22 protein-coding genes, 1 tRNA gene and 1 other RNA gene are annotated in these 20,484 nt (G+C 40.0%); 18 read left to right on the top strand and 6 right to left on the bottom strand.

All coding sequences use genetic code 11. The features are described 5' to 3' along the window. Window positions 1-11 precede the first annotated feature (11 nt). The 3 genes from D8787_RS04470 to ssrA all read left to right on the top strand — a co-directional run bounded on the left by D8787_RS04470 (window position 12) and on the right by ssrA (window position 1,885). Window positions 12-839 carry an HAD family hydrolase gene (locus tag D8787_RS04470; protein WP_125421141.1) on the top strand — a complete coding sequence of 276 codons (828 nt, stop codon included), beginning with the start codon at window positions 12-14 and terminating at the stop codon, window positions 837-839. 1 nt (window position 840) lies between these two features. Next, window positions 841-1,476 (top strand): SGNH/GDSL hydrolase family protein, encoded by a 636-nt coding sequence (locus D8787_RS04465; protein ID WP_125421138.1) that lies wholly within the window; start codon window positions 841-843, stop codon window positions 1,474-1,476. Window positions 1,477-1,537: 61 nt separating this feature from the next. Beyond that, window positions 1,538-1,885, top strand: a transfer-messenger RNA (tmRNA) gene (gene ssrA, locus D8787_RS04460). A 137-nt stretch (window positions 1,886-2,022) separates the two neighbouring features. Here ssrA and D8787_RS04455 read toward each other — a convergent pair. The 3 genes from D8787_RS04455 to D8787_RS04445 form a co-directional block, all read right to left on the bottom strand. Continuing rightward, window positions 2,023-3,105, bottom strand: a complete 1,083-nt coding sequence (locus tag D8787_RS04455; protein ID WP_125421135.1) for a tyrosine-type recombinase/integrase — start codon at window positions 3,103-3,105, stop codon at window positions 2,023-2,025. Between the two features lie 300 nt (window positions 3,106-3,405). Next, window positions 3,406-4,356, bottom strand: coding sequence for an Abi family protein (locus D8787_RS04450; RefSeq protein WP_042900853.1), 951 nt, complete (start codon window positions 4,354-4,356; stop codon window positions 3,406-3,408). A gap of 148 nt (window positions 4,357-4,504) precedes the next feature. Continuing rightward, on the bottom strand, window positions 4,505-5,326 hold the full coding sequence (locus D8787_RS04445) for an XRE family transcriptional regulator (RefSeq protein WP_125421132.1): 822 nt from the start codon (window positions 5,324-5,326) through the stop codon (window positions 4,505-4,507). Between the two features lie 161 nt (window positions 5,327-5,487). Here D8787_RS04445 and D8787_RS04440 point away from each other — a divergent pair, with 161 nt between their 5' ends. The 3 genes from D8787_RS04440 to D8787_RS11410 all read left to right on the top strand — a co-directional run bounded on the left by D8787_RS04440 (window position 5,488) and on the right by D8787_RS11410 (window position 6,179). Next, the gene (locus tag D8787_RS04440) at window positions 5,488-5,625 is read left to right on the top strand and encodes a hypothetical protein (RefSeq protein ID WP_000969962.1); all 138 of its coding nucleotides are present in this window, start codon (window positions 5,488-5,490) and stop codon (window positions 5,623-5,625) included. A 170-nt stretch (window positions 5,626-5,795) separates the two neighbouring features. Further along, window positions 5,796-5,993, top strand: coding sequence for a hypothetical protein (locus tag D8787_RS04435; protein ID WP_042900852.1), 198 nt, complete (start codon window positions 5,796-5,798; stop codon window positions 5,991-5,993). Window positions 5,994-6,005: 12 nt separating this feature from the next. Beyond that, complete coding sequence (locus D8787_RS11410; protein WP_185776747.1) at window positions 6,006-6,179, top strand: hypothetical protein; 174 nt, start codon at window positions 6,006-6,008, stop codon at window positions 6,177-6,179. Here the strand turns inward: D8787_RS11410 and D8787_RS04430 are convergent. Further along, window positions 6,149-6,445: a hypothetical protein gene (locus tag D8787_RS04430; RefSeq protein ID WP_042900851.1), complete on the bottom strand. Its 297-nt coding sequence runs from the start codon at window positions 6,443-6,445 to the stop codon at window positions 6,149-6,151. The genes D8787_RS11410 and D8787_RS04430 overlap by 31 nt on opposite strands. A gap of 189 nt (window positions 6,446-6,634) precedes the next feature. On the opposite strand from D8787_RS04430, the gene D8787_RS04425 reads away from it, so the two are divergent. Genes D8787_RS04425 through D8787_RS04415 form a run of 3 tightly spaced genes read left to right on the top strand, consistent with a single transcriptional unit; the run spans window position 6,635 to window position 7,528 of the window. Continuing rightward, window positions 6,635-6,787, top strand: coding sequence for a helix-turn-helix domain-containing protein (locus D8787_RS04425; RefSeq protein ID WP_235219610.1), 153 nt, complete (start codon window positions 6,635-6,637; stop codon window positions 6,785-6,787). Then, window positions 6,788-7,162, top strand: a complete 375-nt coding sequence (locus tag D8787_RS04420) for a replication initiator protein A (protein ID WP_125421129.1) — start codon at window positions 6,788-6,790, stop codon at window positions 7,160-7,162. Window positions 7,163-7,222: 60 nt separating this feature from the next. After that, window positions 7,223-7,528 (top strand): DnaD domain protein, encoded by a 306-nt coding sequence (locus D8787_RS04415; RefSeq protein WP_235219609.1) that lies wholly within the window; start codon window positions 7,223-7,225, stop codon window positions 7,526-7,528. A 516-nt stretch (window positions 7,529-8,044) separates the two neighbouring features. Here D8787_RS04415 and D8787_RS04410 read toward each other — a convergent pair. Then, window positions 8,045-8,132 (bottom strand) — tRNA-Ser (locus D8787_RS04410). Between the two features lie 162 nt (window positions 8,133-8,294). Between D8787_RS04410 and D8787_RS04405 the strand changes: the two genes are divergently transcribed. From D8787_RS04405 to D8787_RS04390, 4 genes are all read left to right on the top strand, one after another. Continuing rightward, window positions 8,295-9,035, top strand: a complete 741-nt coding sequence (locus D8787_RS04405; RefSeq protein ID WP_102210950.1) for a DeoR/GlpR family DNA-binding transcription regulator — start codon at window positions 8,295-8,297, stop codon at window positions 9,033-9,035. Beyond that, on the top strand, window positions 9,032-9,943 hold the full coding sequence (gene pfkB, locus D8787_RS04400) for a 1-phosphofructokinase (RefSeq protein ID WP_125421126.1): 912 nt from the start codon (window positions 9,032-9,034) through the stop codon (window positions 9,941-9,943). The genes D8787_RS04405 and pfkB overlap by 4 nt, the downstream gene beginning before the upstream one ends. Further along, window positions 9,940-11,892, top strand: coding sequence for a fructose-specific PTS transporter subunit EIIC (locus tag D8787_RS04395; RefSeq protein ID WP_125421123.1), 1,953 nt, complete (start codon window positions 9,940-9,942; stop codon window positions 11,890-11,892). Before pfkB ends, D8787_RS04395 begins: the two co-directional genes overlap by 4 nt. 88 nt (window positions 11,893-11,980) lie before the next feature. Then, entirely contained in the window at window positions 11,981-14,284 is a 2,304-nt protein-coding gene (locus D8787_RS04390) for a DNA translocase FtsK (protein WP_125421120.1), read from the top strand. A gap of 44 nt (window positions 14,285-14,328) precedes the next feature. Here D8787_RS04390 and D8787_RS04385 read toward each other — a convergent pair whose 3' ends face one another. Beyond that, window positions 14,329-14,763, bottom strand: coding sequence for a DUF6556 family protein (locus tag D8787_RS04385; protein WP_125421117.1), 435 nt, complete (start codon window positions 14,761-14,763; stop codon window positions 14,329-14,331). A gap of 138 nt (window positions 14,764-14,901) precedes the next feature. On the opposite strand from D8787_RS04385, the gene D8787_RS04380 reads away from it, so the two are divergent. The 5 genes from D8787_RS04380 to D8787_RS04360 all read left to right on the top strand — a co-directional run bounded on the left by D8787_RS04380 (window position 14,902) and on the right by D8787_RS04360 (window position 20,165). Next, window positions 14,902-16,044: a cysteine desulfurase family protein gene (locus D8787_RS04380; protein ID WP_125421114.1), complete on the top strand. Its 1,143-nt coding sequence runs from the start codon at window positions 14,902-14,904 to the stop codon at window positions 16,042-16,044. Between the two features lie 8 nt (window positions 16,045-16,052). Then, window positions 16,053-17,267, top strand: coding sequence for a tRNA uracil 4-sulfurtransferase ThiI (thiI, locus tag D8787_RS04375; protein WP_125421111.1), 1,215 nt, complete (start codon window positions 16,053-16,055; stop codon window positions 17,265-17,267). 135 nt (window positions 17,268-17,402) lie between these two features. Continuing rightward, window positions 17,403-18,227 (top strand): alpha/beta hydrolase, encoded by an 825-nt coding sequence (locus D8787_RS04370; protein WP_125421108.1) that lies wholly within the window; start codon window positions 17,403-17,405, stop codon window positions 18,225-18,227. A gap of 18 nt (window positions 18,228-18,245) precedes the next feature. Beyond that, entirely contained in the window at window positions 18,246-18,986 is a 741-nt protein-coding gene (locus D8787_RS04365; protein ID WP_125421105.1) for an esterase family protein, read from the top strand. 12 nt (window positions 18,987-18,998) lie between these two features. Next, window positions 18,999-20,165: an ATP-grasp domain-containing protein gene (locus D8787_RS04360; RefSeq protein WP_125421102.1), complete on the top strand. Its 1,167-nt coding sequence runs from the start codon at window positions 18,999-19,001 to the stop codon at window positions 20,163-20,165. Window positions 20,166-20,484 lie beyond the last annotated feature (319 nt).

The raw sequence follows: 20,484 nt of genomic DNA, 5'->3' as shown, positions 1-20,484 counted from the left end.
GAGGAAAGTAAATGACGATTAAAGTAATTGCGACAGATATGGATGGGACCTTGCTGGATGCTAGAGGCCAGCTTGATATCCCACGCTTGGAAAAGATTTTAGATCAGTTGGATCAAAGGGGTATTCGTTTTGTCATCGCGACGGGCAATGAAATTCACCGCATGAGGCAACTACTGGAGCACTTGGTGGATCGAGTGGTTTTGGTTGTTGCTAACGGTGCTCGTATTTTTGAAAACAATGAACTGATTCAAGCTCAGACTTGGGATGATGCTATTGTCGACAAGGCTTTGGCTCATTTCAAGGGTCTAGAGTGTCAAAATCAATTTGTTGTAACGGGTATGAAGGGTGGTTTTGTCAAAGAAGGTACGATTTTTACAGAACTTGAAAGTTTTATGACTCCAGAAATGATTGAAAAATTCTACCAACGGATGCATTTTGTGGATGAATTAACCTCTGACCTCTTTGGTGGTGTACTCAAGATGAGTATGGTTGTTGGTGAGGAACGTTTGAGTTCGGTTTTGGAAGAAATCAATGACCTCTTTGATGGTCGTGTTCGGGCTGTATCGAGTGGCTATGGTTGCATTGATATCCTCCAAGCTGGGATTCATAAAGCATGGGGCTTGGAGGAACTACTCAAGCGCTGGAACTTGAACCCCCAACAAATCATGGCTTTCGGTGACAGTGAAAATGATGTTGAAATGCTTGAAATGGCTGGAATTGCCTATGCGATGGAAAATGCTGATGACAAGGCCAAAGCTGTGGCGACTGATTTAGCACCAGCCAACAGCCAAGGAGGAGTTTATCAAGTCTTGGAAAACTGGTTAGAAAAAGGAGAATGAAGTGGCAGTACAGTTATTAGAAAATTGGCTCCTAAAGGAACAAGAAAAAATCCAAACCAAGTATCGTCACTTAAATCAGGTTTCTGTTCTAGAGCCAGACATTCTTTTTATTGGGGATTCCATTGTCGAATATTATCCTCTGCAGGAACTATTTGGGACTTCGAAGACGATTGTCAATCGAGGCATTCGAGGTTATCAGACAGGGCTGTTACGAGAGAACCTAGATGCGCATCTTTATGGTGGAGCAGTAGATAAAATTGTCCTTTTGATTGGGACAAATGATATCGGAAAAGATGTGCCTGTGAATGAGGCTCTCAATAATCTCGAAGCTATTATTCAATCCATTGCTCGCGATTATCCATTGACTGAGATTAAATTGCTTTCTATTTTGCCAGTCAATGAGGGAGAGGAGTACAAGCAGACGGTTTATATCCGAACGAATGAAAAGATACAGGAGTGGAATCAAGCCTTTCAAGAACTTGCTTCTGCCTATATGCAGGTGGAATTTGTGCCAGTTTTTGATAGTTTGACAGATCAGGCAGGTCAACTAAAAAAAGAATATACAACTGATGGATTGCATCTCAGTGTTGCTGGTTATCAGGTTTTGACAAAAGCCTTGAAAGACTATCTTTTGTAGTTAATTGCTTTCCTTTTTGCATTTTTGAGTTAGATAAGGTATAATGGTTTTATTGTCTTTTGGGGTCGTTACGGATTCGACAGGCATTATGAGGCATATTTTGCGACTCGTGTGGCGACGTAAACGCTCAGTTAAATATAACTGCAAAAAATAACACTTCTTACGCTCTAGCTGCCTAAAAACCAGCAGGCGTGACCCGATTTGGATTGCTCGTGTTCAATGACAGGTCTTATTATTAGCGAGATACGATCAAGTCTTGTCTAGCGGCTTGATAAGAGATTGATAGACTCGCAGTTTCTAGGCTTGAGTTATGTGTCGAGGAACTGTTAAACTAATACATAACCTATGGTTGTAGACAAATATGTTGGCAGGTGTTTGGACGTGGGTTCGACTCCCACCGGCTCCATTATTCCTTTGCATTCTTTTGCATTCCTTGGTAAAACGTTATTAAATCAACGTTTTTTATTTTTGTCTTTGGTATTCCTTGGTATTCTTTTGCAAAAAAGGGAGTCACAAAAGGAGTCACAAAAAGGAGGGTGAATCTCCTTAAAAATCAATATAACTCGCAAAGCGTTCTCCGATGTCGTCCTTTGCTTGCTTGGTTATGTGAGTATAAACATTCATGGTCGTTTTTAAGTCAGAGTGTCCGAGACGATGTTGGACCTGTTTCAAAGTCATACCTGCATCGAAACATAGACTGGCATGTGTGTGCCTGAATCCGTGGATTTTAATTGGACGCAGGTCGCTACCTTCTACAATTTTGATAAGCCATTTTCTGGGAAGAGTGCTGGGAATTGGCTTTTTTAAATCATTCTCAAAAATGTATTTGGTATTTGGGTTTTGCCTTCTCCATTTTTTTAAAATACTTTTTGTTTTCTTGTCCAAGCTGATTAGTCGATTACTGCTGACCGTTTTAGTATTGCCTATCTCTTCCCCTGAAAAACCTCTTGTAATGGCCTTGTTTATGTCCAGAGTATTATCGTTCCAGTCGCTCCATTCCAGGGCTAAAATCTCCCCTTTTCGTGCCCCTGTGAAGGCTAGAAGACGAAATAGAGTTATCTTTTTTAGATCCTTTGTTTTGGCAACAAGTTTCAGGAATTTTTGAAGCTCATCTTTGCTGTAAAAATCGCTCTTGTTATCTGATTTCTTTCTTGTTGAGGTAATCACACTATCAACTGGATTGGTTTCAAGGTATCCATGCCTTATAGCGTATTTGAATACATTATTCATCAAACCTTTCATCTTACGACCATAGACTAATTCCTTAGACCACTCGTTGGCTTGTTCTTGCATTTGAAGAGGTGTGATTGTTGCTATCTTTCGTTTGCCGAAAGCTGGATAAATGTGATTCTTAAAATTCCTAGAGGTCTTGATATAAGTGCTCTCTTGGACTGTCTCAGAATAATCTTTAAGCCATTTTTTAGAAATTTCCTCAACCGTTATTTCTTTCTTAGTTTGCTCGCCACTCTCAATATCATCCTGAAGTTGAAGTAGTGCTGCTCTTGCTTTAGCTTTTGTAGCAAAACCTCGGCGGGTAGCATATTGACTATATCCGTTCACTTTACCGATATACGCACGAAACATATAAGCTGTTTCTCCGTTTTTCTTTTTATAAGATCTAATTTCCATTGATTTTCACCTCATTTCTTGATAAAATGGGTATAGTAAAAAGGGCTTTTTAATGCCTTTTACTATACTAGCTGATTCTCACACTCTCCTCGACCAAAATTTGAGTGTGGGGATTTTTTGAGTTGTTTCCAAAATGGAAACAGTTGGCAGCTCGTCAGATAATAAAATAAGGCGTACCTCTTAGAAGTACACCAGACGAGTTTATCCTTGACGAACAAGGCTTTTTTACATTCTTAGTGTATTTCTTTTTTTAATTTCTGTCAAGCAGTTATTTCCTAAATGGAAACAGTTGGTTTTAATTTATACTCTTGGTTCATTACGGTGCCAATCATTAGGAAAACCTAAAGACTGGTTGATTACATTGATGTCTATAGAAGGCAGCTTTTTCTCTAGTTTGATAACTTTCTTTCTAAGAGTATTCCACAAAATGTTGAATTCTGCTTTACTAATAAAGCATTGAAGGCTAATAATTGTTGAATATACAGTTTTTCTACTGTCATCTCCCATCAAGATCTCTTCGTTATGAATCGTTTCCCAAAACGTACTATTAGAACGACATCTGAAGTTTAATAAGCGATTATTGTGAGCGCATTTGTTTCGTACCTCGTTAATATTTTTTAGAAAAGATATCAAGGTTTCTGGTGGGAAAACATCGTTAAAGTCAGGTATGTTTGTGCTTATAAAACTTACTAAATCCCGTGCGATTTCATTTTGGAGTGAATTCGGCAGGTTTTCAATAATCGTGCGCAAATCTCCAAACTCTAGATAATCAGTTAGTACCCAGATTGGGACATCTGAATGAGTATGTGCGTAGTGGTGAATTGAATTTCCTCTGTATCGCTTGTTTGTGTTTATGATTTTGGATAGTTTTGATACAATAAATCCCACGTCTAATATTTTATTATCTGCATAAGAATTGGTGTTTAAATAAGCGTATTTTTGACTGGGGTAAGCTTCGGCGAATCTGTGAGCAGTGATTGACTTAATATGGTGTTCAGCTTCAAGAATAGCTTGCAAAATGGCTCGTTTTACATCTTTGTCAAATGTATAGAGACTTGAAACTTCGTCAAATGTGACGCTGTCAATATAAGTGTCAGTACCAGGGTGTTGAAAAAACTTACTGTATCCATTGATAATATTGTAGTAATTGTTACTTAGCAGGTACTTAGCTGCTTTAGATTCATCTGTAATGGATAACCCTCTGATTTTTAGTGTTGCGATTTGTTCCTCGATTGTTTTAAATGGCTTCAAAAAAACTCCCCCATTCTAATTTAGAATGAAGGAGTTTTCCCGTATCGGTCCCCGTAGAGATCCCGACGCTTTTTTCTAATGAATTCATTCTAAATGATTTTTTTTTAAAAGTCAACTGTTTTTTTAATATTTTTAAAAAATAATTTTTTTATTCCCCCCTATACACCCCGACAACTGCATAGATCTTGATGTGTGTGTCTTCGGCTGGTGGGAAGTCTAGGATGATGTCTTCGTACTTGTCATTGAGCGATACAAGGCGTAAGCGTCCGTTTTCGGTATATATCTTCTTGAAGTAAGAACGGTCTCCGTATGCGATAACTGCCAAATCTCCGTTATAGGTAGTCAGTCCTTTGTCTACTAAATAGAGAATATCTCCGTCTTGGTAGTCAGGTTGCATGGAGTCTCCGCTTACCTTGGTAGCAATGTCGTGACGTGGCGGTTGCTCGTCAACCTCTATAGTCTCTCTGTCTGTATCGTCGTAGCCGAATCCATAGTTAAATCCAGAAGCTGCTGCCGTCTCAGATACAACCTCAACTTGATACAAGCTGATAACCTCCGATACTTCGTTTATCTTCGTTTCTTCTTCGTTTTTCTGTCGATAGATGCCGCCGTTTGCTTTTTGGCTCTTCAGAAGCTCCTCAGAAGTCCGTAGGACGATTTTTTTATTATCTGGGGTTAATTGTACCACCTTTTCCGTTATCTGCTGTGTCAGCAAATCTGGAGTGTCTGGGAGGGAGTTGGTTGATTCTTCTTTAAAAGTAGTATCTATATCTGATTTTTTAACACCGAAATAATCAGCTAATTTTTGGATAACACCAAAAGAAGGAGCGCTTCTTAACTTCATATAGTCTGTCATAGTACTTGCTGTAATTCCAACTTCTTTAGCCAACTCCTTTTGGGTGATGCCACGTTGCTTTCTAAAGTGTGTAATGTTTTCAGCAATAATTTGCATTCGTTTTTTTTCATCCATTTACGATTACCTCGTATTTTTTATAATTACATTATATATCATTTTTGATTGATAAACAATCAAAAAATACGAAAAAATCCTATTTTTTGACAAAAACTATTGACAATACGAAAAAATCGTATTATAATTAAATCAAGCTTAAGGAAAAGGAGGTAAGGCAAATGATGGAACACATCATAAAAAGCCTAGCAACCAAGGACACTGCAACCGTCATCTTGGTACTAGGCTTAACCAGAGAAGCACGTTTGTGGCACAAACAAATCTTAGAACACAAACGTAAGCTTCAAAACAAAAAGTAGAGAAAGGGGCAGAAGCCCCAACCTCTACTTGATAGTGTACCATCATTTGCCGTGAAAAGCAATGAGTGAAGAAACTGGATTGATAATCCTAGCAGGATTTGTGATTGTGTCTTTTACTATCCGTCAGATAGTGAAGTACCGATGTGATAAAAAAGATAAGGAGTAGGAAAATGGAAAGTGTTTTTTCAGCGGTTCTCGTCTCAGTAATTACTTCGTTTTTGATAACGGTAATGCTATTGCGAGGATATTCGAATAGATTGACCGAAATGCTTGATTCTTTCTTTCGCAATGAATTGCAAGCACGAGAAGAGATGCGAAAACTTGTTTTAGATACAATAGATGAAATTGCTAATAAAAAAATTCACTAATAGGAGTAGAAGATGATTGAAGAAGAAACAATTGAATTATTGAAATTCTTATCGACAGACTACGGACGAGGGTATCTAGCTGGGTTAGCTAGTGGGCTTTCAATACTTTTGAAAATTTTAAAAAAAAGCAGAGTAAGTTCTCCACTTTCATCGAATTATTTTGATAGCTTATTTACAACTTTTTGAAGTTCTGCGATTCCGTTAACTGCTTGAGTAAGTTTATTGACATCAAGTTCACCTGTGAAAAATTTTGAAGTGATATCCACTTGTTGGCTTTGTTTCAAGGCATCCAGTTTCAATTCATGTTCTTTTTCAAGTCTCTGTAACTCACTTTCAGCTTGTGTTTTTAATTCTTTTATTTTGGCGTTTGTTTGATGTTTATTAGTGAGATAAACAAGAAATGCAGGGACACATGAAGTTAAAAAAGTTATTGCAATTTGATTGAAATCCATAATTTTCTCCTTTCTATTGGAATTTTGACTAAAACGTGAGAGGTCTTAGTCAAGATATATTATAACTCAAATATATTTGATTGTCAACATATAGTATAAGAAATGATATAATGTACTTGAAAAACACAACATATGGTGTTTTAGATGTGGGATAAAATTGAACAATAATTAAAATTAAAAGGCTGGTCAATGTACAGATTAGCCAAAGAATCAAATGTCCATCATTCTAATTTTTCTAACCTAAAAGCTGGAAGATTAAAAGAGATGTCGTGGACGAATATCTGCAAAGTCGCTGACGTACTAGAAGTCAGTTTGGATGAAATTAGAAAGGAGAAAGAATGATTGAAAATAAGCGAAGTAAAGAACAACGCTTTCTATCAGTTTCCACAATGGTTACTGGATGAAGAATACAAGAGATTGAATCTGAGAGCAAAAGTAGTGTACATGTTTATTTTTGATAGACGAACATTATCTATTCAAAATAAATGGAATGATAAAAATGGAGATGTATTTGTTTACTTCACAAATAAACAGCTTATGAGTTTACTTAATTATGACGAAAAAAATGTAATTAAAGCAAAAAGAGATTTACAAGATTTTGGATTACTAAAGGAAGTTCAGCAAGGAGTTAACCAACCTAATCGTCTTTATATTTATGGTACTGGAAAAAATATAGGTCAAGGACTGGAAAAAGTACAGTCAATCAAGACTGAGTGAACCAGAGGGTGCTGGTACTGACTCTTTATATAATATAGAGGACGCCCTGCTGAAAATGACTTGGGAATTGTCTACGATTGGATTTATCCAGGGTTTGGAAGACAACCGACATCGTTTGATATTGAGGATTTGAAAGCATTTTTGGAAGACCATAAGAAAGAAGTTATCAAGTTAGCAATCAAGGAATGTGTTGGAAACGGCAAGCCGTACTTTAAGTATCACAGTAGCATTTTAAGAGATTGTAAGCAGAAGGATATGGTTACTGCTGAGTTAGTAGAGAATAGACAGAAACCGAAGCGACAACCTGCATATTCTGGTGGTGCTAGAGCAGTGCGTCAAGAATATCATGGCGAGTTACTATTCTAGGAGGGGATAAGATGTAGAGATTAGGATTTGAACCGCGCCATTATGTGAATGAGAAAGAGATTTGTCAGAAACATTCTTGCTTCATGTGGACATTTAAAGAACCAGTTAGAGCTACCAATCGGAAAGAACCGTGTAAGACTACGTTTTGCCCTGAGTATAAGCGTGAAGATATGGAACGAGAGTAACTGCAAAAAATCGAATAGGTTTATATCTCGTCTATCTTGAGTAACACGTTTGAAGTGTTAGCTAGAAATAGCTTAATGTCAAGCGATATGAAAGACGCTAGTTTCTGTACTGTACTGACCCCAAAAGTTAGATTTTTTTGTCTAACTTTTGGGATGCAGTTCAAAATCAACGTTTTTTATTTTTGTCTTTGGTATTCCTTGGTATTCTTTTGCAGAAAAAGGATACAACAAAGGAGTCACAAACAGACCCTAAAACAGATCCTATTTTTTAAAAAAGTGATAAAAAAGGATACAACATTTGTTGCATCCTAGAAATAATTTTTCTTTTCTACGGAAGACATGGGATTCGAACCCACGCACGCTGTTACACGCCTACCGCGTTTCCAACACGGCCTCTTAAGCCTCTTGAGTAATCTTCCAATACTTACTAAAATAGTCTACCATAAAGGCTCTTATCTTGCAATAAAAATTCTGGAAATAAGAAAAAATGATAGATTTTGAAAGAAAATGACAAAAAGTGCTTGACTTTGAAAGAAAGTGTGATAGAATGAATAGTGTAAACGATAACAGGAGGTGGTTCGGTGTTAAAAACAGAGCGGAAGCAACTGATTTTAGAGGAGCTAAATCAACACCATGTAGTTTCTCTAGAAAAATTAGTTAGTTTGCTAGAAACGTCAGAATCAACGGTTCGAAGAGACTTGGATGAGTTGGAAGCAGAAAACAAGCTTCGTCGCGTGCATGGTGGAGCAGAATTACCCCACTCCTTGCAGGAAGAAGAAACCATTCAAGAAAAATCTGTCAAAAACCTTCAAGAGAAGAGGTTGCTGGCTCAGAAAGCAGCCTCTCTCATCAAGGAACAAGATGTCATCTTTATCGATGCTGGAACAACTACAGCCTTTTTGATTCATGAATTGGTTAATAAGAATGTTACAGTCGTGACCAACTCCATTCACCATGCAGCACAGTTGGTTGAAAAGCAGATTCCAACGGTCATGGTTGGAGGAAGTGTCAAGATGGCGACAGATGCGAGCATCGGGGGCGTTGCTCTTAACCAGATTAACCAATTGCACTTTGATCGTGCCTTTATCGGGATGAATGGTGTGGACGATGGTTATTATACGACTCCTGATATGGAGGAGGGAGCTGTGAAGCGAGCTATTTTGGAAAATGCCAAACAGACCTATGTCTTGGTGGATTCGTCTAAAATTGGACAAACTTGCTTTGCTAAGGTAGCACCACTCAAACGAGCTATTGTTATCACAAGTCAAGGGCATGAGCTCTTGCAGGCTATTAAGGAGAAAACGGAGGTGATAGAAGTATGATTTATACAGTCACACTCAATCCATCCATTGACTATATCGTTCGTTTGGACCAAGTCCAAGTTGGTAGTGTCAATCGTATGGACAGTGATGATAAGTTTGCTGGTGGGAAAGGAATCAATGTCAGCCGTGTCTTGAAGCGCTTGGATATTCCAAATACAGCGACTGGATTTATCGGAGGTTTTACTGGTGAATTTATCACAGATACTCTGGCAGAGGAAGAAATCGAGATACGTTTTGTCCAAGTAGCAGAAGATACTCGTATCAATGTTAAAATCAAAGCAGACCAAGAAACAGAAATCAACGGAACGGGTCCAACTGTTGAACCGACTCAGTTAGAAGAATTGAAAGCTATCTTATCTAGTCTGACAGCAGAAGATACAGTTGTCTTTGCTGGTTCAAGTGCTAAAAATCTAGGCAATGTTATCTATAAGGATTTGATTGCATTGACACGCAAGACTGGTGCGCAAGTGGTTTGTGACTTTGAAGGACAGACCTTGATTGATAGTTTGGACTACCAGCCACTTTTGGTCAAACCAAACAATCATGAACTTGGAGCAATTTTTGGGGTTAAACTCGAAAGTTTAGAGCAAATTGAGAAATACGCTCGTGAGTTACTGTCTAAAGGTGCTCAAAACGTCATTATCTCTATGGCTGGTGATGGTGCCCTTCTTGTTACATCTGAAGGAGCTTACTTCGCTAAACCAATCAAAGGTACAGTCAAAAATTCAGTTGGAGCTGGTGACTCTATGGTTGCTGGATTTACAGGTGAATTTGTCAAATCAAAAGATGCAGTAGAAGCCTTCAAATGGGGAGTGGCTTGTGGAACGGCAACCACCTTCTCAGATGACTTGGCAACGGCGGAATTTATTAAAGAAACATATGAAAAAGTTGAGGTAGGAAAAAGATGAAAATTCAAGACCTATTGAGAAAAGATGTCATGTTGCTGGATTTGCAAGCAACTGAAAAAACAGCTGTCATTGAAGAGATGATTAAAAGTTTGACAGACCACGGTTATGTGACAGATTTTGAAACATTTAAAGAAGGCATTTTGGCGCGTGAAGCTTTGACTTCTACTGGTTTAGGAGACGGTATCGCTATGCCTCACAGCAAAAATGCTGCTGTCAAAGAAGCGACAGTTCTCTTTGCTAAGTCAAACAAGGGTGTTGACTATGAGAGTTTGGATGGACAAGCAACTGATCTCTTCTTCATGATTGCGGCTCCAGAAGGTGCAAATGACACTCACTTGGCAGCCTTGGCAGAATTGTCTCAATACTTGATGAAAGACGGTTTTGCTGATAAACTTCGTCAAGCAACATCAGCTGACCAAGTTATCGAACTTTTTAACCAAGCTTCAGAAAAAACTGAGGAACCTGTTCAAGCACCTGCTAATGACTCTGGTGACTTTATCGTAGCTGTTACAGCTTGTACAACAGGTATTGCCCATACTTACATGGCCCAAGAAGCTCTTCAAAAAGTGGCTACTGAAATGGGTGTTGGAATTAAGGTCGAAACCAACGGTGCCAGTGGTGTTGGTAACCAACTAACTGCGGAAGACATTCGTAAGGCTAAAGTTGTTATCATCGCAGCAGACAAGGCTGTAGAAATGGATCGTTTCGATGGCAAACCATTGATCAATCGTCCGGTTGCTGACGGTATCCGTAAGACAGAAGAATTGATTAACATGGCTCTTTCAGGAGATGCTGAAGTCTACCGTGCCGCTAATGGTGCAAAAGCTACAACAGCCTCTAACGAAAAACAAAGTCTTGGTGGTGCCTTCTACAAACACTTGATGAGTGGTGTCTCTCAAATGTTGCCATTTGTTATCGGTGGTGGTATCATGATTGCCCTTGCCTTCTTGATTGACGGTGCTTTGGGTGTTCCGAATGAAAATCTTGGCAATCTTGGTTCCTACCATGAGCTAGCTTCTATGTTCATGAAAATTGGTGGAGCTGCCTTTGGTTTGATGCTTCCAGTCTTTGCAGGTTATGTTGCCTACTCTATCGCAGAAAAACCAGGTTTGGTAGCAGGTTTCGTGGCTGGTGCTATTGCCAAAGAAGGTTTTGCCTTTGGTAAAATTCCTTATGCCGCAGGTGGTGAAGCAACTTCAACTCTTGCAGGTGTCTCATCTGGTTTCCTAGGTGCCCTTGTTGGTGGATTTATCGCAGGTGCTTTAGTTCTTGCTATTAAGAAATACGTTAAAGTTCCTCGTTCACTTGAAGGTGCTAAATCAATCCTTCTCTTACCACTTCTTGGAACAATCTTGACAGGATTTGTCATGCTAGCTGTTAACATCCCAATGGCAGCAATCAACACTGCTATGAATGATTTCCTTGGCGGTCTTGGAGGAGGTTCAGCTGTCCTTCTTGGTATCGTCCTTGGTGGAATGATGGCTGTCGATATGGGGGGACCAGTCAACAAAGCGGCTTATGTATTTGGTACAGGTACGCTTGCAGCAACTGTTTCTTCAGGTGGTTCTGTAGCTATGGCAGCAGTTATGGCTGGGGGAATGGTGCCACCACTTGCAATCTTTGTCGCAACGCTTCTTTTCAAAGATAAATTTACCAAAGAAGAACGTAACTCTGGTTTGACAAATATTATTATGGGCTTGTCATTTATCACTGAGGGAGCGATTCCATTTGGTGCCGCTGACCCAGCTCGTGCGATCCCAAGCTTCATTCTTGGTTCAGCAGTAGCAGGTGGACTTGTTGGTCTTACTGGTATCAAACTTATGGCACCACACGGAGGAATCTTCGTTATCGCCCTTACTTCTAATGCCCTTCTTTACCTAGTTTCTGTCTTGGTAGGAGCAATAGTAAGTGGTGTGGTTTATGGTTACCTACGCAAACCACAAGCATAAAAAATAGATATAATATGAAAAGATTGGACTGTTTGATCCAGTCTTTTTCTCTTTCCGAAATGTCTGTGAAATATGCTATAATAGAAGAATGGCAAACAAGAATACAAGTAAAACAAGACGGAGACCGTCTAAAGCAGAACTCGAAAGACAAGAAGCGATTCAACGGATGTTGATTTCGTTGGGAATAGCGATTTTATTGATTTTCGCAGCCTTCAAATTAGGGGCTGCAGGTATAACCCTCTATAATTTAATTCGCTTGCTGGTGGGTAGCCTAGCCTATCTAGCAATATTTGGTATCCTGCTCTACCTCTTCTTTTTCAAGTGGATACGAAAACAGGAAGGACTCTTATCTGGCTTTTTCACCATATTTGCTGGTTTGCTCTTAATTTTTGAGGCCTATTTAGTTTGGCAATATGGTTTGGACAATTCGATCTTAAAAGGAACCATGGCTCAGGTTGTGACGGATTTGACTGGTTTTCGAACGACCAGTTTTGCTGGAGGGGGCTTGATTGGGGTCGCTCTTTATATGCCAATTGCCTTTCTCTTCTCAAATATCGGTACTTACTTTATTGGTTCAATCTTGATTTTAGTGGGTTCTCTTCTGATCAGTCCTTGGTCTGTTTACGATATTGCGGAATTTTTCAGTAGAGGTTTTGCAAAATGGCGGGAAGGGCATGAGCGTCGAAAAGAGGAACGCTTTGTCAAACAAGAAGAAAAAGCTCGCCAAAAGGCTGAGGAAGAGGCTAGATTAGAAAAAGAAGAGGCTGAGAAAGGCTTGCTTAATATGCCTCCTGTCGATATGGAAACAGGTGAAATTTTGACAGAAGATGTTGTGCTTGACGTTCCACCTATTCCAGAAGAAGAGTGGGTGGAACCAGAAATCATCCTACCTCAAACTGAACTTGAATTCCCTGAACAGGAAGAGGGCTCTGATGATGAAGATGTTCAGGTAGATTTTTCAGCCAAGGAGGCTCTTGAATACAAACTTCCAAGCTTACAACTCTTTGCCCCAGATAAACCCAAGGACCAGTCTAAAGAGAAGAAAATTGTTCGAGAAAATATCAAAATCCTAGAAGAAACCTTTGCTAGCTTTGGTATCAAGGTAACAGTTGAACGGGCTGAAATTGGGCCATCAGTGACAAAGTATGAAGTTAAGCCAGCCGTGGGTGTACGGGTCAACCGCATTTCCAATCTGGCAGATGACCTTGCTCTAGCCTTGGCTGCCAAGGATGTCCGGATTGAAGCTCCAATCCCAGGGAAATCTCTCGTTGGAATCGAGGTTCCTAACTCTGAAATTGCCACTGTGTCCTTCCGCGAACTATGGGAACAATCTCAAACAAAAGCAGAAAATCTCTTGGAAATTCCTTTAGGGAAGGCTGTTAATGGCACCGCAAGAGCTTTTGACCTTTCCAAAATGCCCCACTTGCTCGTCGCAGGTTCAACAGGTTCAGGGAAGTCAGTAGCAGTTAACGGCATTATCGCTAGCATTCTCATGAAGGCGAGACCAGATCAGGTTAAATTTATGATGGTCGATCCCAAGATGGTTGAGTTGTCTGTATACAATGATATTCCTCATCTCTTGATTCCAGTTGTGACCAATCCACGCAAGGCCAGCAAGGCCCTGCAAAAGGTTGTGGATGAAATGGAAAACCGTTATGAACTTTTTGCCAAGGTGGGGGTTCGGAATATTGCAGGTTTTAACGCCAAGGTAGAAGAGTTCAATGCCCAGTCTGAATATAAGCAGATTCCACTGCCACTCATTGTTGTGATTGTGGATGAGTTGGCTGACCTCATGATGGTAGCCAGCAAGGAAGTAGAAGATGCCATTATCCGTCTTGGACAGAAGGCGCGTGCTGCTGGTATCCACATGATTCTTGCAACCCAGCGTCCATCCGTTGATGTCATCTCTGGTCTGATTAAAGCCAATGTCCCATCTCGTGTGGCGTTTGCAGTTTCGTCAGGGACAGACTCTCGTACGATTTTGGATGAAAATGGAGCAGAAAAACTGCTTGGCCGAGGGGATATGCTCTTTAAACCGATTGATGAAAATCATCCAGTTCGTTTGCAAGGATCCTTTATCTCGGATGACGATGTCGAACGCATCGTAAACTTCATCAAGGCTCAGGCGGATGCGGACTATGATGAGAGTTTTGATCCAGGTGAGGTTTCTGAAAATGACGGAGAATTTTCAGATGGTGAAACTGGTGGAGATCCGCTTTTTGAAGAAGCCAAGGCTTTGGTTATCGAAACCCAGAAAGCCAGTGCTTCTATGATTCAGCGTCGTTTGTCAGTTGGATTTAACCGTGCGACCCGTCTCATGGAAGAACTTGAAATGGCAGGTGTCATTGGTCCAGCTGAAGGTACCAAACCAAGAAAAGTGTTGCAACAATAAAAAAATAGCTTCTTTCCAAGTTTGGAGGGAAGCTATTTTACTGGCTATTGATTGCTTTTATTTTCTGAAGTTGGGGTATTGGACTGTTTTTCATTTTCAGTGGTAGGTTTACTTGGAGTAGGAGCAGGGGTAGAGGAATCCTGAGTTGCTGTTTTCTGCTCTTCTTTTTTCTCTTCCTTGACGCTGGATTTTGGAGTTTCTTTTGGTTGTGTTTTTTCTTGACTAGTATTATTTTCCTTATTGGGACTGGTGTTTTCCTTAGAGGATTCCTTTTGAATTTCTTTGACAATGGTTGTCGTCTGGCTTGTCGTAGGTTCTTTTTTAGTATTTTTGTTATTATCCAAGGCGTTCATGATCGTGATACTTGCGGTAATCAAGCCGAGGATACTACCGATAGTAGCAACGGTTTTTTGAAAGACCGTAAAGCCTTTTTTGATATGTTCTGTTTTTGGTTTTGAAGTTCTACGATAATTAGACATACATTCTCTCCTTTAATTAAAATTTATTATACCGCATTTCTTTAAAAAAATCTTAAAAAAAGAGGAATTGCCCTTTCTTGTCGCAAGCTCCGTTTCATGATACAATAGAAGGAGTGATTTTAGAAAGCGTGAGAAAACATGATTTACTTTGATAATTCAGCGACGACCAAGCCCTATCCTGAAGTACTTGAAACCTATATGCAGGTGGCTTCAAAAATTTTAGGAAATCCATCTAGTCTCCATCGTTTGGGAGATCAGGCAACACGAATCTTAGATGCTTCCCGCCAGCAAATTGCGGATTTGATTGGCAAGAAAAGTGATGAAATCTTCTTTACTTCTGGTGGAACAGAAGGGGATAACTGGGTTATCAAGGGTGTGGCCTTTGAAAAAGCTCAGTTTGGCAAGCACATCATCGTATCAGCCATTGAACATCCAGCAGTTAAGGAATCAGCCCTCTGGTTAAAATCTCAAGGTTTTGAAGTAGATTTTGCTCCAGTTGATGAGCAAGGATTTGTGGATGTTGAAGCTCTAGCAGGTTTGATACGGCCTGATACAATCCTAATTTCTGTCATGGCTGTGAACAATGAAATCGGCTCTATCCAACCTATTGAGGCTATTTCAGAACTCTTGGCAGACAAGCCGACTATTTCCTTCCATGTTGATGCGGTTCAGGCACTTTCTAAGATTCCGACTGAAAAATACCTGACAGAACGAGTGGATTTCGCGACCTTTTCTAGTCACAAGTTCCACGGCGTTCGTGGTGTTGGCTTTGTCTATATCAAGTCTGGCAAGAGGATTACTCCTTTTTTAACAGGTGGTGGGCAGGAGCGTGATTATCGTTCGACAACTGAAAATGTGGCAGGGATTGCAGCAACTGCCAAGGCCCTCCGTTTGTCTATGGAAAAGCTAGATTTCTTTACTAGTAAGACTGGACAGATGAAGGCAGTGGTCCGTCAAGCACTTTTGGACTATTCGGATATATTTGTCTTTTCAGATGAGGAAGATTTTGCTCCTCATATTCTGACTTTTGGGATTAAGGGTGTTCGTGGTGAAGTCGTTGTTCACGCCTTTGAAGACTATGATATTTTTATTTCTACGACCTCTGCTTGTTCATCCAAGGCAGGGAAACCTGCAGGTACCCTGATAGCTATGGGGGTGGACAAGGATAAGGCCCAGTCAGCTGTGCGTTTAAGCCTAGACCTTGAAAATGATATGAGTCAGGTCGAGCAGTTTTTGACCAAGCTAAAATTAATTTACAATCAAACTAGAAAAGTAAGATAGGAGCATTTATGCAGTATTCAGAAATTATGATTCGCTATGGAGAATTGTCAACCAAACACAAAAATCGAATGCGTTTCATCAATAAACTTCGCAATAATATTTCAGACGTTTTGTCTATCTATCCACAAGTTAAGGTAACCGCAGATCGTGACCGTGCCCACGCTTACCTCAATGGAGCTGATTACACCGCAGTAGCAGAATCCCTCAAACAAGTATTTGGAATTCAAAACTTTTCTCCCGTTTATAAGGTTGAAAAGTCCGTGGATGTTCTTAAATCTGCTGTCCAAGAGATTATGAAAGAAACTTATAAGGAAGGGATGACCTTTAAAATCACTGGTAAGCGTAGCGACCACAACTTTGAACTTGATAGTCGTGAACTCAATCAAACTCTTGGTAGTGCTGTTTTCAAGGCTATTCCAAACGTGAAAGCTCAGATGAAAAATCCAGATATTAATCTTCAGGTTGAGATTCGTGAGGAGGCAGCTTATATTTCCTATGAAACCTTCCGTGGAGCAGGAGGATTACCTGTGGGAAGTTCTGGTAAAGGCATGCTCATGTTGTCGGGAGGAATTGATTCACCTGTGGCAGGTTATCTAGCTCTTAAACGAGGGGTAGATATTGAGGCCGTTCACTTTGCCAGCCCACCTTATACTAGTCCTGGTGCCCTCAAGAAAGCCCAAGATTTGACTCGTAAATTAACCAAGTTTGGTGGAAATATCCAGTTTATCGAAGTACCTTTCACAGAGATTCAAGAGGAAATCAAGGCTAAAGCGCCAGAAGCCTACCTCATGACCTTGACGCGTCGCTTTATGATGCGGATTACCGACCGTATTCGTGAGGTGAGAAACGGTTTAGTTATCATCAATGGGGAAAGTCTTGGTCAAGTAGCTAGCCAGACCTTGGAAAGTATGCAGACTATCAACGCTGTGACCAGCACTCCAGTCATTCGTCCTGTGGTTACTATGGACAAATTGGAAATCATTGACATTGCCCAGGCAATCGATACCTTTGACATTTCTATCCAGCCTTTTGAAGACTGCTGTACGATTTTTGCACCTGACCGTCCTAAGACCAATCCTAAGATTAAGAATGCAGAGCAGTATGAAAAACGGATGGATGTTAAGGGCTTAGTTGAACGAGCAGTGGCAGGGATCATGATTACTGAGATTACACCTCAGGTTGAAAAAGATGAAGTCGATGACTTGATAGACAATCTGCTCTAATCAGAAAATCCAAAAGAATTTAGAGAAATAAATGAAAAAGTTAGTTTTTAATCCAGAAATGGAAGCAAAACTGACTTTTTTTCTATTTTTATGATATAATGAGATAAAATTTTGAATATAGAGAGTTTTCTGACAATGAATCAATCCTACTTTTATTTAAAAATGAAAGAACACAAACTCAAGGTTCCTTACACTGGTAAGGAGCGCCGTGTACGTGTTCTTCTTCCTAAAGATTATGAGAAAGACACGGACCGATCCTATCCTGTTGTATACTTTCATGACGGTCAAAATGTTTTTTATAGCAAGGAGTCCTTCATTGGCCATTCATGGAAGATTATCCCAGCTATTAAGCGCAATCCTGATATTAGTCGTATGATTGTCGTTGCTATTGATAATGATGGTATGGGGCGGATGAATGAGTATGCGGCTTGGAAGTTCCAAGAATCTCCTATCCCAGGGCAGCAATTTGGTGGTAAGGGTGTAGAGTATGCCGAGTTTGTCATGGAGGTGGTCAAGCCTTTTATCGATGAGACCTACCGTACAAAAGCTGATCGTCAGCATACAGCCATAATTGGTTCCTCACTAGGAGGGAATATTACCCAGTTTATCGGTTTGGAATACCAAGATCAAATTGGTTGTCTAGGAGTCTTTTCATCTGCCAACTGGCTGCACCAAGAAGCCTTTAACCGCTATATCGAGCGCCAGAAACTATCGCCTGACCAGCGGATCTTCATCTATGTGGGAACAGAAGAAGCGGATGATACAGACAAGACCTTGATGGCTGGCAATATCAAACAAGCCTATATCGATTCTTCGCTTCGCTATTACCATGATTTAATAGCAGGGGGAGTTCATTTGGATAATCTTGTCTTGAAAGTTCAGTCTGGTGCCATCCATAGTGAAATCCCTTGGTCGGAGAATTTACCAGACTGTCTGAGATTTTTTGCAGAGAAATGGTAAGTTAAGAAAGGAAATAATATGCATATTGAACATCTTAGCCATTGGAGTGGCAATCTTAACCGTGAAATGTACCTTAACCGTTATGGTCATGCTGGGATTCCAGTTGTGGTCTTTGCTTCATCAGGTGGTAGCCATAACGAATACTATGATTTTGGCATGATTGATGCCTGTGCTTCCTTTATCGAGGAAGGTCGTGTCCAATTCTTTACCCTATCCAGTGTAGATAGTGAGAGCTGGTTAGCCACTTGGAAAAATGGTCATGACCAAGCAGAGATGCACCGTGCCTACGAACGCTATGTGATTGAGGAGGCCATTCCTTTTATCAAGCATAATACAGGTTGGTTTGATGGCATGATGACGACAGGTTGCTCCATGGGCGCCTACCATGCACTCAATTTCTTCCTCCAGCATCCAGATGTCTTTACCAAGGTGATTGCTCTCAGTGGTGTTTACGACGCACGTTTCTTTGTCGGTGATTACTACAACGATGATGCAATTTACCAAAACTCGCCAGTAGATTATATTTGGAACCAGAACGACGGCTGGTTTATCGATCGTTACCGTCAGGCAGAGATTGTGATTTGTACGGGTCTTGGTGCCTGGGAACAAGATGGTCTACCATCTTTCTACAAGCTAAAAGAAGCTTTTGACCAGAAACAAATTCCAGCCTGGTTTGCTGAATGGGGACATGATGTCGCTCACGACTGGGAATGGTGGCGTAAACAAATGCCTTACTTCCTTGGGCACCTGTATCTATAAAAGGAGTTACCTATGAATTACCTTGTTATTTCTCCCTACTATCCACAAAACTTTCAACAGTTTACAATTGAACTAGCCAATAAAGGCATCACAGTCTTGGGAATTGGTCAGGAACCATACGAGCAATTGGATGAACCTTTACGCAATAGCCTGACCGAGTATTTCCGTGTTGATAATCTTGAAAATATAGATGAAGTCAAACGGGCAGTTGCTTTTCTCTTTTATAAACATGGTCCAATTGACCGTATCGAGTCTCATAATGAATACTGGCTTGAGCTGGATGCCACACTCAGAGAACAATTTAATGTTTTTGGTGCTAAACCAGAGGATCTCAAAAAGACTAAATATAAGTCTGAAATGAAGAAACTTTTCAAAAAAGCAGGTGTCCCTGTGGTACCTGGAGCTGTTATCAGGACTGAAGCAGATGTGGATCAAGCTGTGAATGAAATCGGCCTTCCAATGATTGCAAAACCTGATAATGGAGTTGGAGCAGCCGCCACCTTTAAACTTGAGACAGAAGACGATATCAATCACTTCAAGCAAGAATGGGATCATTCGACCATTTATTTCTTTGAAAAATTTGTCACTTCTAGTGAAATTTGTACCTTTGACGGTCTTGTGGACAAGGATGGTAAGATTGTCTTTTCAACAACCTTTGACTACGCCTATACACCGCTTGATCTCATGATGTACAAGATGGACAATTCTTATTACGTCCTCAAGGATATGGATCCTAAATTACGTAAATATGGTGAGGCTATCGTCAAAGAATTTGGTATGAGAGAACGGTTCTTCCATATCGAGTTCTTCCGTGAGGGAGATGATTACATTGCCATTGAGTACAATAACCGTCCTGCAGGTGGTTTTACCATTGATGTTTATAACTTTGCTCACTCTTTGGATCTTTATAGTGGCTATGCAGCTATTGTCGCAGAAGAAGAGTTCCCAGTGTCAGAGTTTGAACCTCAGTATTGTTTGGCTACTTCTCGCCGTGCAAATGCTCATTATGTCTATTCAGAAGAGGATTTGCTTGACAAATATAGCCAGCAGTTCAAGGTTAAAAAAATCATGCCAGCGGCCTTCGCGGAACTTCAAGGAGATTACCTTTATATGCTGACAACTCCGAGTCGACAAGAAATGGATCAGATGATTGCAGATTTCGGACAACGTCAAGAATAAGAAGTATCGGATTAAGGAGAATGACCTTCTTAATCCTTTTGTTTTGTCTGATAAAAAATAAGAGCATCCTAACAAAGTAGCTATCATAAGATTCGCTTGGAAATTATAGTGAACTGAATCTGAAGTAGTAGACTGTAGTTCCTAAAGCATTGTTGGAACTTAGTTTGAGTTTCCTAATCAATTTGTTTAGTTTTTTAAATTATGTGACTATTAGTCACATAATAATAAGACTGATAGTATTAATTTCACTATCAGCCTTACAGGTTATTTAACGTTTCAGAAAAACTATAATATCAAGATTAACTAAACAGTATCTAAT

The organism is Streptococcus mitis (assembly GCF_003944325.1).
Classification (GTDB): Bacteria; Bacillota; Bacilli; order Lactobacillales; family Streptococcaceae; genus Streptococcus; species Streptococcus mitis_CW.
The sequence above is the reverse complement of the archived record's forward strand: the minus strand, read 5'-3'. Positions and strand labels throughout refer to the sequence as shown.